This is a genomic window from Pseudonocardia alaniniphila (assembly GCF_022524485.1).
Lineage (GTDB): Bacteria > Actinomycetota > Actinomycetes > Mycobacteriales > Pseudonocardiaceae > Pseudonocardia > Pseudonocardia alaniniphila.
In genome coordinates this window covers 85597-99051 of record NZ_JAKXMK010000013.1, presented here as the reverse complement: position 1 = coordinate 99051, position 13455 = coordinate 85597, and the positions used below count along the sequence as shown (strand labels likewise).

Here is a 13455-nt window from a genome sequence, read left to right as displayed (position 1 = left end):
GAAACCTGCCCGCACCCGTCAACGAGACGGAACGCGCCGAGGCACACCTCGGACCGTTCGGCGGGCGCCGTTCGCGGGAAGTCGGCAGGCGTCATCGCAGCTACCATCCGAACATGCGCGCCTCACGCCACTGCGTGCCCTGGCCTCCGGGGTGAGCAGCGAGGAGACCCTGGCCGCCACCTTCGGACGACACGCCCGGGTCAGTCCGCACGACCAGGTCGACGCTCTCACCGGAGCCGTCGAAGACCTCGCGGGCCAGTTCAGCTTGCAGCCGCTGCTGCAGCGCATCCTGCGGCGTGCAGTCGTACTCCTCGGCGGCGACGCCGGCTCCATCTCCACCGTCGACGAGCGGGCCGGGACCTACCGCAAGGAGGTCGATCTCGGCGTCGGCTGCCAGGAGGGCAAGGTCTTCCCGCTGGAGGAGGGCGCCACCGGCGCGGTCGTCGCCAACCGGGCGCCGGTGGTGTTCGACAGCTACTCCCAGGTCAGCGGGGGCCACGTCGCCCCGCCCGATCGAGCCCGGCTGCACGCGACCGTCGCGGTGCCCATCGAGTGGGGCGGCCGGATCATCGGGGCCTGCGTCGTGTTCAGCACCGACCCGCAGGTCCGGTTCCGCGACGAGGACATCGGCCTGCTGGGTCTGTTCGCCACCCACGCCGCCATCGCCATCGTGAACGCGAGGCTGCACGCCGAAGCCGCTGAACGGGCCCGGCGACTGGCCGTGAGCGCCGAGCGGGAGCGGGTCGTGCGTGATGTCCACGACACCGTGGCCCGCGCCCTCGGGTCGATCCTCCTGCACCTCGACGCCTCCGAGGAGCCGGGCTCGGAGCACATCTCCGCCGCACGGGAGGCGGCCCGCGCCGCGCTCGCCGAGACCAGGCGCACCGTCCTCGGCCTGGGGCCGGCTCTTCTCGAGTTGCACTCGCTGGAGGACGCCATCGCCGTCGAGCTCGCATGGGCCCGCTCGACCACGAGCATCCGCACCGACCTCGTCGTCACCGGCGAGCCGCCTGCGTTGCGACCCGAGATCGGCCAGCAAGCACTGCGCCTGGTCCAAGAGGCGCTCACCAACGTCATCACGCACGCCAGGGCGGCGTCCGTGCGGGTCGGCATGATGTACGGCGCCGAGGACGTCGTGGTCGTCGTCGAGGACGACGGCGTCGGGTTCGACTCCGCGGTCCTCACCGATCGCCGTCGGTCCGGCCTCGGGCTGCACGGGATCGTCGCACGGGCGCATCGGCTCGGCGCCGAGCTGGAGATCGAGTCGACGCCGGGGTGGGGCACGCGGATCCGGGCGCGGATCCCCTACGAGCCACGCGACACGGGTAGCGCGGCACGCGCGGACGTGCCGTGGCGAGTGCTCGTCGCCGACGCGCGGCCCGTCGTACGGGCGGGCCTCGTGCGGCTGCTGGGCCAGGCGGAGCCCGACATCCTCGTCGTGGGTGAGATCAGCGACGCCCGTGACGTGGTCGACGCGGTGCGGGTGCTCGACCCGCACGTCGTGCTGCTCGACCTGCGCATGCCGGTTCTCGACGGCGCCCGGCTGACCTCCTACATACGGGCCGCGGTACCGGGCGTCTCGATGCTCGTGATGACCGACGACCTCTCCGACGAACTGCTGCGCGACGCCGTGCACGCCGGGGCCAGCGGCTGCGTCGGGACCGACCTGGACGGCGCCGCGCTCGCCCGCGCCGTACTGGCTGCGGCCCGCCGGGACGCGCTGCTCACCGAGAGCGTGATCGGCGCCGTCCGGGGGCGCGACCGCGTCGGCAACGACCGGCTCACCAGCCGGGAGCGCGAGGTCCGCACGCTGGTGGAGCTCGGAATGCGCGACAAGCAGATCGCCGACCGGCTCGGGATCTCGGCGAAGACCGTCGAGAAGCATGTGGGAGCGCTGCTGCGCAAGACCGGGGCGCCCAACCGGACGGCCCTCGCCCGCTGGACGGACCTGTCCGAAGCTCCGAGGTAGGGGATTTCCCCCAGGCGAAGATGGGGAGAACCACGCCTGGAAATGCAATACCACCTGGCTAGCATCGAACCGTGCCTGTCGTGTCGCTCGACGACATCCTCTCCGACGCCTTCGACAAACGGTACGGCGTGCCGGCGATCAACGTGTTCAATGATCTGACTCTCGAGGCGGTTCTTGCGGCGGCCGTCGAGAAAGCGTCGCCGTTGATCGTGCAGACGTCGGTGAAGACCGTGAAGTCGATCGGCATCGACGTGCTGTATTCCATGTGGACGTCCATGACCGCGGGCATCGAGGTCCCGGTCACGCTGCACCTCGACCACTGCCCGGAGCGCGAGGTCATCACCACGTGCCTCGACCGTGGCTGGAACTCGGTGCTGTTCGATGCCTCTCACCTGCCGGTCGAGGAGAACACCCGGCAGACCATCGAGGTCGTCGCGGAGGCGCGCAGGCACGGCGCGCACGTCGAAGGGGAGATCGAGTCGATCACCGGTGTTGAGGACGGGATCGGCTCCGACACCGAGGCGAGGAGGCAGGATCTGCAGGTCGCCCTCGACTTCCTCGATGCCACCCAGGTCGATGTCTTCGCACCTTCGATCGGCAATGCGCACGGCACGTACAAAGCAGCGCCGACACTCGATTTCCAGCGCGTGTCCGACATCGTCGCCGCCCATCCGATCCCCATCGCGCTGCACGGTGGAAGCGGCCTTTCCGACGAGCAGTTCCGCGATCTCATCGACCGCGGTTGCGCGAAGGTGAACATCTCCACCGCGCTCAAGGAGACCTTCATGAAGTCGAGTCTCGCGTTCCTACAGGAGACGGCGGCCAAGGACAAATGGGACCCGCCGTCGCTGTTCCGGTCGGTGCGTCAGCAGGCCGTCGACATGACCGGGTCGCTGATGGATCTGTTCGGCAGCGCCGGCCGAGTCGGCTGACCGGTGCCCGCCCTCGTCTTCGACTGCGACGGTGTCCTCGCCGACACCGAGCGCTACGGCCACCTACCTGCGTTCAATGCGATGTTCGAGGAGTTCGACCTGCCGGTCCGTTGGAGCGAGGCCGAGTACGGCCAGAAGCTCCTGGTCGGCGGCGGCAAGGAACGAATGGCGACGATGCTGACGCCTGAGTTCATCAGCTCGGCAGGGCTCCCCTCCGACCCTGCCGAGCTGGCCGACCACGTGGCGCGCTGGCATCGCCGCAAGACCGAGATCTACACCGGGATCATCGCGAGCGGGACGATCCCGCCGCGGCCGGGGGTGCGGCGCATCTCTGAGGAGGCCGCCGACGCCGGCTGGTCGCTCGCCGTCGCGTCCACCTCCGCCGAGGCATCGGTGCGCAGCGTGCTCGAGCGCGTGATGGGCGACGCGCTGGCGCCTCGGTTCTCGGTCTTCGCAGGCGACGTCGTCGCACAGAAGAAGCCCGCGCCGGACATCTACCTGCTCGCCGTGTCGGAGATCGGGACCCCACCCGGCTCCGTCGTGGTCGTGGAGGACAGCCGCAACGGGCTGCTCTCGGCGCTCGGTGCCGGGCTCTCCTGCGTGGTCACCCCGAGCAGCTACACCGGTGACGAGGACTTCACCGGCGCCACGCTCGTGGTGTCGTCGCTGGGCGATCCGCAGGAGACCACGCGGGTGCTCGACGACCCGCTGGCGCTCGACCCCACTCCCTTCGTCCGCCTCGACCATCTCCGGACGCTCCTCACCAAGGCTGCGCCGCACCCGGCCCGACCGTCCAGCAGGGAGTGAGCATCATGTCGCCGTCCTCAGCGAGTCTCGAGTTCATCGTCCGCACGATCGCGCAGACCGCCGTCGACAACGAGCGTGAGTTCGGTGAGCTCGACGCCGTCGTGGGCGACGGCGACTTCGGCTACTCCCTCGCTCGCGGGTTCGAGATCGTGCTGGCCGAGTGGGACACCTACGACCGCGGCGAGCCATCGGTCTTCCTCCAGAAGATCGCCCTGACGATCTCCAAGCGGGTGGGCGGCACGTCCGGCCCGCTGTGGGGCACGGCGTTCCTCCGTGCTGCCGCGGCGGTCAAGGGAAAGACGGAGCTGACCGGCCAGGACGCCGTCGCGATGCTCCGGGGAGCCGCTGAGGGGATCAAGAAGAGGGGCAACTCCGACGTCGGCGACAAGACGTTGCTGGACGCGCTGGTACCGATGACGGACGCGATCGCCGTGCAGCTCGCGGCCGACCCGTCGACCCCGGCCCCCGAGGTCGCGAAGGTCGCCGCGGGCGCCGCTCGGGCCGCCGCCGACGCGACGACATCGATGCAGGCGATGCGCGGCCGTGCGAGCTACACGGGTGAGCGCAGCATCGGGTCACCCGACGCGGGTGCTGTCGCCGTCGCGGTGATGGCCGAACGTGTCGCGCAGACCTGGGCCGGATCGGTGAGCTCCTGAGCAGCCCGACGACGGGACGGCGAGTCCCTCGCCGACGAGACCGATGGAGAACCGGATGAAGAAGTTCGTCAACGACCCGAAGAACTACGTTCCGGAGATGCTGGAGGGCCTCGCACTGGCCAATCCGGACACGCTCCGTTACGTCCCGGACTACAACCTGATCATGCGGACGGACGCCCCGCGTGAGGACAAGGTCTCGATCATCCAGGGGTCCGGATCCGGTCACGAGCCCGCCCACGTCATGACGGTCGGCGCGGGCATGCTCGACGCCGCGTGTCCGGGTGACGTGTTCGCCGCTCCGCCCACCGACTACGTCTACGAGACGATCAAGCTGCTCGCCTCGCCCAAGGGCGTGCTGCTGCTGGTGAACAACTACACCGGCGACCGGATGGCCTTCGACATGGCCCAGGAGCTCGCCGAGGCCGAGGACATCACCGTCCGCACGCTGTTCATCGACGACGACGTCTCGGTCCAGGACTCGACCTACACCGTCGGCCGCCGGGGTGTGGCGGGCAACTTCTTCGTGATGAAGGCCGTCGGGGCGGCGGCCGAGCGCGGTGCCGACCTCGACGAGATCTGCCGTATCGGCGAGAAGGTCAACAGCGTCACGCGCACGATGGGCATGGCCCTCACCGCGTGCACGCCGCCCGCGAAGGGATCACCGCTGTTCGACCTGCCTGCCGACGAGATCGAGATGGGTGTCGGCATCCACGGCGAGCCCGGGCGCCGGCGGGTGAAGCTGATGCCGGCAGACGCGATCGTCGACGAGCTGCTCGACGCCGTGGTGAGCGACCTGCCGTTCGAGTCCGGCGACCGGGTCGCCCTGATGGTCAACGGCCTCGGCGGCACCCCGATCAGTGAGCTGTACATCGTCTACCGGCGGGCGCACAACCAGCTCACCGACCGCGGTATCACGGTGGGCCGCAACTACGTCGGCGAGTACTGCACGTCGCTGGACATGGCGGGCGTGTCGATCACGCTCGTCCGCCTCGACGACGAGATCGAGTCCCTGCTCGGCGACCCGGCGGAGATCGCAATCCGGGTGTTCTGAACGACGCCGGCCTCGTCGAATATCGTGAAAGCGAAGATCGTCACGTGATCACGATTCACGTGCTGCGCAGTCGGATCTACCCGCACATGCCCGGGCGCTGCTCGCCCAGAACGACACCACGATCGTCATCCAGGCCGACGGGGCGTCGCCTCGCACCAGATCACGGTGGCCATCCGTCGCCCCGGCGGGCGGGCGGGAGTGCTGAGGGCGGGGCCGGACCGTGGCGCGGGGCGGGCGCCGGCGTGCCCGTGCCGACCCGGTGGATCACGGCGGTGTCAGCCAGGGCGAGCGCGGGAGCCCATTCGACAGGTACTCCTTGTGCGGGAGGCGGACCCCCGAGACCTGACGACGGGATCCAGGGTCCCGTCGTCAGGCAGGCATCGGGGAGCTCACGCAGGCGCCTGCGCATCCGTCTGACGATCCTCGACGACCCGGTGACGACGACTGCGAGAGCCAGCCGCCCGCCGAACGGGTCGGGGACGCAGCGGACCAGATGGTGACGGTGGCGGTCCTCGGAGAGGATCAGCTCGCGCACCGGGTGGCCGGCGACGGCGAGCAGCGCCCGCACGACGTCCGCGTGCCCGGCACCGAGCGCCTCCGCATCACCGAGGCCCCCGCGAACCCACGCGTCCAGCACCATCCCGCTGTCGACATCGAGGACGACGGCCATGTCGAGCCCACCGGCCGTGACGAGCGGGCCGATGACGGCAGGAAGACCGTCGTCCCGGATGTTCACCGGGCGCCGGTGGCGCACCACGACCTGTCGCCGACCTCGATCAGCGGTGACCCGCGTTGGCCTGGAAGTACGCGGAGCCGTCCTGCTGGCTCGGCACCGGCCGTCCGGGCGTCGGGTTGGTCATGTAGAACTGCTGCTCGATCATCCGCAGGTCACGACGGGCCATGGCCAGGTTGGCCTGCGCCCGGTTCAGCACCAGGTAGAAGAACAGCTTCTCGTCGGAGTTGCCGCGGATCGGCCGGATGAGGTGGTACTGCGTGTCGAGGCTGATCAGGATGTCCTCGATCGACTCCCGCAGGCCCAGCTTCTGCATGACGTCGAGCTTCGTGCGCACGACATCGCTGTTGCCGGGCGCGGCGACGTCGAGGTCGAACTCGGGGCTTCCGCCGCGGGAGCCGAGGGTCATCCCGCTGTCGTAGTCGACGATCGCGACGGCGAAGGCGCCCTTGATGTTGGCAGCCAAGTCCAGTGTGTAGTCGATACTGCTCATTGCCAGAGCCTCCAGGGCAGGCCGTCACACGGTCGGGGAGATGTGGGACAGCCTTTTCTCATCGGGGTACGGAAGACCGTAACGTACAGGTTGCAGGGCACCATTCGGTGGGGTTGTAACAACGTTTTTCAGGGCGATTCGACATCGTCGCCCCATGCGCGCAGAGCCGTCAACAGCCGGCTCATCGTCGCGACATCATTTGCCCATTGTCGACCGAGGATCGGGTCTGCCGACCACCGCTGCTGAGACGGCGGAGCAAAGCCCGGAATTGCTCGCGGGCCGGCCCTGCGGGGCAGCGGAACCGCGACGGCCGCAGGTGTCGTCGGTGCGACGGCCGACGGCCGGACGGGCGGGGCCGACGCGGGCGGCATGGCGGAAGCAGCATGTGAAATCGCAGGTGGGAGCCCCTGAAACGACTCAGGCGGCGGCCTGGGAGGCGCCACTGTGACGGCCCGATCCTCGAACCGGACGGCGGCCAGTTCCCGCCGGGCCGACGCCAGGTTGGCCCGCGCCCTGTCCACGCAGAGATAAACCAGCAACGAGCGCGAAACACCGAGCGGACGAACGAGGTGATAAAGGTAGCCCGAGGTCAGGATGACGTCTTCCAAACCCCCGTCCACTGCCGCCTCGAGAACGGTTGTCGCCTCTGTTCCCCAGCGCAGCACAACGGCCGGGTCGACCGCCGCCACGCCGGACTCGATCAGTATCTGACCGTTTTCCCGTTCGGCCACACAGGAGTATCTCGAGCCCGGCAGATCGAGCAGGCCGAGGACCATGTCGCGAATCGTCACCAGCAGAAATCCTTCCGCTCCGAGGAGTTTGCCCTATCCCTCGGGTTGAATGATCTTCAACCCTTTCGGCCGACGTGATCGGACTGTTCGGACGTCCGAGGAATGGGCCGGTTGGCGTACGTCTGAGGCCGTGAGTCACCGTCCAACCGCGATGAGCAGCGAGAAGGAAGCGGCGAGGTGTCCGGCCGTCAACGAGTGGGCGGAACTGCCTCTCAGCCGTCCGCGAGCACCTCGGCGATCATCCGGTGACCCTGCTGCTCGAAGCGCTCGTCGCCCACTTGGTAGGCCCACACCGCGGTACCGATCGCCTCTCGAACCCCGTTGCGACGCCACGCAGCCGCTTCACGCGGATCGCTGCCGTACCCGTCCAGAAACGCCGACTCGAGCGCCGGATCCGCCCGGAACTGCTGGACCGCGAGCCGGGCGAAGTCCGCGAAAGCGGGACGCAGGCCGGCCCGTCCGAAGTCGATGACGCTCACCACGCCCTCGTGCACGAGCCAGTTTCGAGGCTGCCAGTCACCGTGCGTCGGCACGAGAGTCACCGGCGGCGTCGGCCACGATTCCACCAGCTCACGGAGTCGCGCCACCACGTCCGGAGCGATGCGGTGTGGCATGCCGAGCGACGCGAGCGACTTCACCTTCTCCCTGGCCTCGAACTCCTCGTCCTCGATGGCGACCTGTTCGTGCGACCGTGCCAGCAACTCGCCGGCTTGCCGGTAGATGTCCGGACGAAACTCGTGCTCGCTGCCTTCCACCAGCTCGCCCGGCAGGTAACGCGTCACGAGCAGCTTGGCCTCGCCGTCCGCGTGCACGAGTTGCGGTGCCCGCCCCCGTGACGTCCACGGGCCGAGCCAGTTGCGGTGCGCCCGCACTTCACGCGCCAGGTGATGGTCCTTCGCGTCGCCTGCCTTGGCGACGTAACGGGCGCCGCGATGGACCAGTTCCAGCACGGTGGTGCCGACGAGCCCCCAGCTGTGGTCCTGCACGATCTCGGCCCCAGGCAGCCAGTCGTGCAGGAGCTCCCGTTGGCGTTCAGTGAGCTGATCGCCACCCGGATCCACGAGGGGATGGTAGGGCTACGGCGCTGGTCACTCGTCCTTTTCGCGGTAGAGGCCGCGCTTCGAGATGTACTGCACCACCCCGTCCGGCACCAGGTACCAGACCGGATGGCCCTCGGCGACGCGGCGCCGGCAGTCGGTGGACGAGATGGCCAACGCCGGTACCTCGACGAGCGTGACCGAGCCGTCCGGCAGGTGGTGGCCGTCCAGCTCGTAACCCGGGCGGGTGACCCCGACGAAGTGCGCCAGGCTGAACAGCTCGTCCAGCTTCTGCCAGGACAGGATCTGCGCCAGCGCGTCGGCGCCGGTGATGAAGTAGAGGTCGGCGCCTGGCCGTTGCTCATGCAGGTCCCGGAGCGTGTCCGAGGTGTAGGTGAGCCCTCCGCGGTCGATGTCGACGCGGCTGACCGTGAACCGGGGGTTGGACGCCGTGGCCACCACTGTCATCAGGTAGCGGTCCTCGGCGGCGCTCACCTCGCGCTCCGACTTCTGCCATGGCTGACCGGTGGGCACGAAGACCACCTCGTCGAGACCGAAGCGGTCGGCGACCTCACTGGCCGCAACGAGGTGTCCGTGATGGATGGGATCGAACGTCCCGCCCATCACCCCGATCTTGGGACTCATCAAAGGAACAGTAGTGCGCGAGCCGGTGGTCAGGGGCGATCCAGCATCCGTAACGTGCTGTGAACCACACGGTTCCCCGCACGTCAGAGCGCTGCCATGTCCTCAGCTCGCCGGGTGGGCAGCCTGCTCCTCGATCGCGGCCCGGCAGCGCTGCGCGAACGCCGTGGCGGTCACGGCGTAGCTCGCCGCCACGGCGTCGGCGTCGCCCGTGGAGATGAGGTCGAACTGCAGGCCGCGCCACAGCGCGACGATCTCGCGGGCCATCCGACCGGCGACGACAGCCGGCACGCCCTCGACTCGCAACGCACCCGCCACCTGGTTGGTCCAGTCGTGGCCGACCCTGGCGAGGAAGTCGTCGAAGCGACCGGGGTTGTGGGCCGCCTGGCCGAAGATCTCGAAGAAGAGCCGCAGGAACGGGAGGTTCTCCGGCGCGGCGATCCCGCGCCAACACGCCAGCAGCCTCTCGACAAGCGGCGTGCCGGGATCGTCGAGGGCGGTCATCGCCGCTGTGAAGGCCGGGAACCGCCGGGACGCCTCCAGCAGCGTCTCCCCGATCAGCTTTTCCTTGGAGCCGAAGTAGTAGAGAAGCATCCGGTTGTTCGTGCCGATCGCCGCACCGAGGCTGCGGAGCGTCATGTCGGCTATGCCCTGCTCGAGCACGTGATCGGCGGCCAGCCGGAGCAGCCGGTCCCGCTCCGAACCCGGGTTCGCCATGGCGCGACACGCTACCGTTGAGCCACTGCCGTGACCTCTGGGCGCCGTCGCCGCGACACGGCAGCGACTGTCGCTTCCCAGCGTGTGTGACGCGCGATTCACCGGAGCCCGAGATGCGAGCAGCACATGGCGCCACCCCTGTGCCCACCGAGAGCTCCACCGGCGCGGCCATCTCCTTGCACGGGATCGTGAAGGATTTCCCACTCCGGCGCGGCAAGGCGGTGCGTGCGCTGGATCGTCTCGACCTGGAGATCGCCCGCGCGGAGTTCGTGGCGGTCCTGGGTCCGTCCGGCTGTGGGAAGTCCACCCTCCTACGGCTGGCCGCCGGTCTCGAGACTCCCACCGAGGGTGTGGTGCTCGTCGAGGGCCGCAGCCCGTCCGAGCTGATCGCGGCCCACCGGCTCGGCGTGGCCTTTCAAGAGCACGCGCTGCTGCCGTGGGCCACTGCGCGCAACAACGTGGCCCTCCCGTTCCGAGTGGCCGGTCGCGCGGTCGACCGCGAACGTGTCGACGCGCTGCTCGAACTGGTGGGCCTGGCGGGCTTCGAGGACGCCCGTCCCCGCCAGCTCTCGGGCGGGATGCGGCAGCGCGTCGCGATCGCCCGCGCGCTCGCCCTGGAACCCGACGTGCTCCTGCTCGACGAACCGTTCGGCGCGCTGGATGCGGTCACCCGGCGGCGGATGAACCTCGAGCTGGCGCGGATCTGGATGGAGCAGCGGATCACCACATTGCTGGTCACCCACGACGTCGACGAGGCCGTGCTGCTGGCCGACCGGGTCGTCGTCATGACGGGCCGGCCGGGGCGGGTGCGGCACGTGCAGCAGGTCGAGATCCCGCACCCGCGTGGCAGCGAGGTCACCCGCGACCCGGAGTTCCATGCCCTCGTCGACCTGCTCACCGGGCTGCTCGACGACGCCGAGCCCGCCGCGGCGACCACATGAGCCGCAGCGAAGAACCCGGGGCAGCCGGCACTGGCGCGCTCCGCCGGAGCCCGTGGCTCGCCGCCTGCGGTGTCGTCGCATTGCTCGTGCTCGTCGAGGTCGTCGGCCGGTTCAGGCTGGCAGGGGCCGGCTGGCCGGCGCTCACCGCCGTCGTCGGGTACGTCGCCGAGCCTGGCGCGCAGCAGCTGCTGGGACGCGCGCTCGTCGCCACCGGCACCGCCGCGCTGGCCGGGTTCCTGCTCGGCAGCGTCGTCGCTCTGCTGGTCGCAGTGCTCAGCGTGCTGGTGCCCGCCGCCGGTCCGGGCTTCGACCGGCTCGCCGCCGTCGTGAACGCGGTGCCGCTCATCGCCCTGGGTCCATTGCTGATCACCACTGCCGGGCGGGAGGCCACCCCCACCCTGGTCGCCGCGCTGGCGGCCGGCTTCGCTCTCTTCGTGGCCGCCACGTCGGCGCTCGGGGCGGCGAGCGACACCCAGCGCGACGTGTTCGCCGTGCTCGGCGCGGGCCGGGTCGCCACCCTGCTGCGGCTGCAGCTACCGGCCGGGCTCCCGCTGATCATCGACGGCCTCACCGTCGCCGCGCCGGCCGCGGTGCTCGGTGCCGTCGTCGGGGAGTGGTTCGGCGCGCCCCGCGGGCTCGGCGTGCTGCTGGTCAGCTCCATGCAGAACGTCCGGATCGACCAGCTCTGGGCCGCAGCCCTCACGGCGGCCGTCATGTCCCTGCTCGCGTACGTGCTGCTGGTGGCCCTGCGCGCCACGGTGACCCGGAGATTCCGGTGAGCGAGCGATGAGTACCGAATTGCCGCGCGGCTCCGCGCCGGCGCGGCTGATCGCGCGCCCCCTCGGCCGGCTCGTCTCCCGCTACTGGACCGTGGCCGCGTTCGTCGTCGCGTGGCAGCTGTGGTCCTGGCTGAGCGGCGTCAACCAGATCGTCGTGCCCCCACCGGCGCTGGTGTTCACCGACGTCGCCGGCAACGTCGGCGCCTACCTGCCCGACCTGGGCTGGACGCTCGCGATGTCGGCGGGCGGTCTCGTCGCGGGGATGGCGTTGGGCACGGGGATGGCCGTCGCGGTGTGGGCGTCCCGGATCCTCTCCGGGCTGGTGACGCCCCTCGCGCTGGTCATGCGGTCGGTTCCGGTGGTCGCGATGATCCCGGTGTTCGCCGCGGTGCTCGGCTACGGCTGGGTGACAGTCCTGGTGATCACGTCGGTCGCCTCGTTCTTCCCGGCCTTCGTGTTCGTCGGCTCCCGGCTACGCGCCGCGCCGCGGGCCGCGTCCGACCTGATGGCGGTGCTCGGCGCGTCCCGCTCCACGGTGCTTCGCCTGCTGCTGCTCCCGCACGCCGCGCCCGGGCTGCTGGTGGCCTTCCGGCTCACCGCGCCCACGGCCGTGCTCGCCGCGATGCTCGCCGAATACCTGATGGGTGGACACGGCCTGGGCACGCTGTTCGCGCAGTCGGTGAGCTTCTACCAGGTCGATCGCGCCTGGGGCACCGCGCTCGTCGCCACCGTCGTGTCGGTCGCCTGCTTCGTTGGCGCACGCGGCGTCGAGCGCTGGGGCATCACCCGGTTCACCTGAGCCTTCCTGCACGGCTACCGACCCACTCCGAGGAGACCCATGTCCAGCGTCCCCACCCTCTGGTCCCGCCGCCGGCTGTTGCGCACCGCGAGCATCTCCGGCCTGGGCCTCGCCGCGCTCGCCGCCTGTGGCACCGGCGGCGATACCCCCGGCGGGGACGGTGCACGCGCCCCCGTCCGCGTAGCGCTCGGCTGGATCACCAACGTGGAGTTCGCCGGCTTCTGGATCGCCGACGACCGCGGCTACTACAAACAGGAGGGCCTCGACGTCGAGTTCCTCCCCGGCGGCCCGAACGCACCCGATCCGACCCAGACCCTCGCCGGGCACGGCGCCGAGATCGCGATCCCCGTGGGGCTGCAGGCTTTCCTGTCGGCGGTCAATGCGGGCAACGACTTCGTCACCTACGGCACGACGTACGAGAACACGCCCGCGGGACTGCTGTCGTTGGCGCGCCGCCCCGTGCGCACCGCAAAGGACATCGTCGGCACTCGGGTGCTCGGCCAGCAGGGCCTGCAGCCCTACATCGATGCCGCGATGCGGCTGGCAGGCGTGCCTGTCGAGTACCAGTTCATCCCCGTCGGCTACGAACCCAGCCCGCTCGTCGACGGCCAGGGCGACGTCTACACCTGCTTCGCCACCAACCAGCCCATCATCCTCGAGCAGCAGGGCATGGTGCAGAACCGCGATTTCTTCGTCACCACCTACCAGCAGCTCGGGCTCGATCAGTACTCCAGCATCGTGTGCAGCCAGCGCTCCTGGCTGCAGGCCAACCGCCCGACCGTCGAGAAGTTCATGCGCGCCACCATCCGCGGCTGGCAGGACAACGCCGCCGACCCCTCCGTCGCCGCCCACCTCGCGGTGGAGAAGTACGGCGCCGACCTCGGCCTCGACCTCGCCCAGCAGACCCGGGAGAACCAGCTGCAGATCCTCTACACCCAGAACGAGCTCACGGCCTCGCACGGGCTGTTCCGGATCGACCCTGCGCGCCTGGCCGGCCCTATGTACAGGGCATACACGGCTGCCGGAGTGACCCCATTGCCCGACGTGGCAAAGATCGTCGATACGACCGTGCTCGACAACGTCTTCCAGGGAAAGGCCACCGTCTGAT

Annotated in this window: 15 protein-coding genes; 9 read left to right on the top strand and 6 right to left on the bottom strand. The window is 69.8% G+C overall.

The window, feature by feature from the left end; all coding sequences use genetic code 11:
* The first annotated feature begins 151 nt into the window (after positions 1-151).
* From MMF94_RS16910 to dhaK, 5 genes are all read left to right on the top strand, one after another.
* Positions 152-1969: a hybrid sensor histidine kinase/response regulator gene (locus MMF94_RS16910; RefSeq protein WP_241037707.1), complete on the top strand. Its 1818-nt coding sequence runs from the start codon at positions 152-154 to the stop codon at positions 1967-1969.
* 71 nt (positions 1970-2040) lie between these two features.
* A complete protein-coding gene (locus tag MMF94_RS16905; RefSeq protein ID WP_241037705.1) occupies positions 2041-2901 on the top strand; it encodes a class II fructose-bisphosphate aldolase in 861 nt (286 codons plus the stop codon).
* A 3-nt stretch (positions 2902-2904) separates the two neighbouring features.
* A complete protein-coding gene (locus MMF94_RS16900; RefSeq protein WP_241037703.1) occupies positions 2905-3708 on the top strand; it encodes an HAD-IA family hydrolase in 804 nt (267 codons plus the stop codon).
* Between the two features lie 5 nt (positions 3709-3713).
* The gene (gene dhaL, locus MMF94_RS16895) at positions 3714-4364 is read left to right on the top strand and encodes a dihydroxyacetone kinase subunit DhaL (RefSeq protein WP_241037701.1); all 651 of its coding nucleotides are present in this window, start codon (positions 3714-3716) and stop codon (positions 4362-4364) included.
* Positions 4365-4419: 55 nt separating this feature from the next.
* A complete protein-coding gene (dhaK, locus tag MMF94_RS16890) occupies positions 4420-5415 on the top strand; it encodes a dihydroxyacetone kinase subunit DhaK (protein WP_241037700.1) in 996 nt (331 codons plus the stop codon).
* A 160-nt stretch (positions 5416-5575) separates the two neighbouring features.
* Here the strand turns inward: dhaK and MMF94_RS16885 are convergent, their stop codons facing one another.
* The 6 genes from MMF94_RS16885 to MMF94_RS16860 form a co-directional block, all read right to left on the bottom strand.
* Positions 5576-6151: a hypothetical protein gene (locus tag MMF94_RS16885; protein ID WP_241037699.1), complete on the bottom strand. Its 576-nt coding sequence runs from the start codon at positions 6149-6151 to the stop codon at positions 5576-5578.
* Between the two features lie 40 nt (positions 6152-6191).
* Entirely contained in the window at positions 6192-6641 is a 450-nt protein-coding gene (locus tag MMF94_RS16880) for a hypothetical protein (RefSeq protein ID WP_241037698.1), read from the bottom strand.
* Positions 6642-6769: 128 nt separating this feature from the next.
* Positions 6770-7432 carry a hypothetical protein gene (locus MMF94_RS16875; protein ID WP_241037697.1) on the bottom strand — a complete coding sequence of 221 codons (663 nt, stop codon included), beginning with the start codon at positions 7430-7432 and terminating at the stop codon, positions 6770-6772.
* A gap of 212 nt (positions 7433-7644) precedes the next feature.
* Positions 7645-8493: an aminoglycoside phosphotransferase family protein gene (locus MMF94_RS16870; RefSeq protein ID WP_241037696.1), complete on the bottom strand. Its 849-nt coding sequence runs from the start codon at positions 8491-8493 to the stop codon at positions 7645-7647.
* A 27-nt stretch (positions 8494-8520) separates the two neighbouring features.
* Positions 8521-9114: a nicotinate-nucleotide adenylyltransferase gene (gene nadD, locus MMF94_RS16865; RefSeq protein ID WP_241037695.1), complete on the bottom strand. Its 594-nt coding sequence runs from the start codon at positions 9112-9114 to the stop codon at positions 8521-8523.
* A gap of 102 nt (positions 9115-9216) precedes the next feature.
* Complete coding sequence (locus MMF94_RS16860) at positions 9217-9828, bottom strand: TetR/AcrR family transcriptional regulator (RefSeq protein WP_241037694.1); 612 nt, start codon at positions 9826-9828, stop codon at positions 9217-9219.
* A 113-nt stretch (positions 9829-9941) separates the two neighbouring features.
* On the opposite strand from MMF94_RS16860, the gene MMF94_RS16855 reads away from it, so the two are divergent.
* The 4 genes from MMF94_RS16855 to MMF94_RS16840 are packed head-to-tail and all read left to right on the top strand — an operon-like array spanning position 9942 to position 13454.
* Positions 9942-10769: an ABC transporter ATP-binding protein gene (locus tag MMF94_RS16855; RefSeq protein ID WP_241037693.1), complete on the top strand. Its 828-nt coding sequence runs from the start codon at positions 9942-9944 to the stop codon at positions 10767-10769.
* Positions 10766-11548 carry an ABC transporter permease gene (locus MMF94_RS16850; protein ID WP_241037691.1) on the top strand — a complete coding sequence of 261 codons (783 nt, stop codon included), beginning with the start codon at positions 10766-10768 and terminating at the stop codon, positions 11546-11548. Before MMF94_RS16855 ends, MMF94_RS16850 begins: the two co-directional genes overlap by 4 nt.
* A 7-nt stretch (positions 11549-11555) precedes the next feature.
* Entirely contained in the window at positions 11556-12347 is a 792-nt protein-coding gene (locus tag MMF94_RS16845) for an ABC transporter permease (protein WP_241037689.1), read from the top strand.
* A 39-nt stretch (positions 12348-12386) separates the two neighbouring features.
* Positions 12387-13454 carry an ABC transporter substrate-binding protein gene (locus MMF94_RS16840; RefSeq protein ID WP_241037687.1) on the top strand — a complete coding sequence of 356 codons (1068 nt, stop codon included), beginning with the start codon at positions 12387-12389 and terminating at the stop codon, positions 13452-13454.
* Position 13455 lies beyond the last annotated feature (1 nt).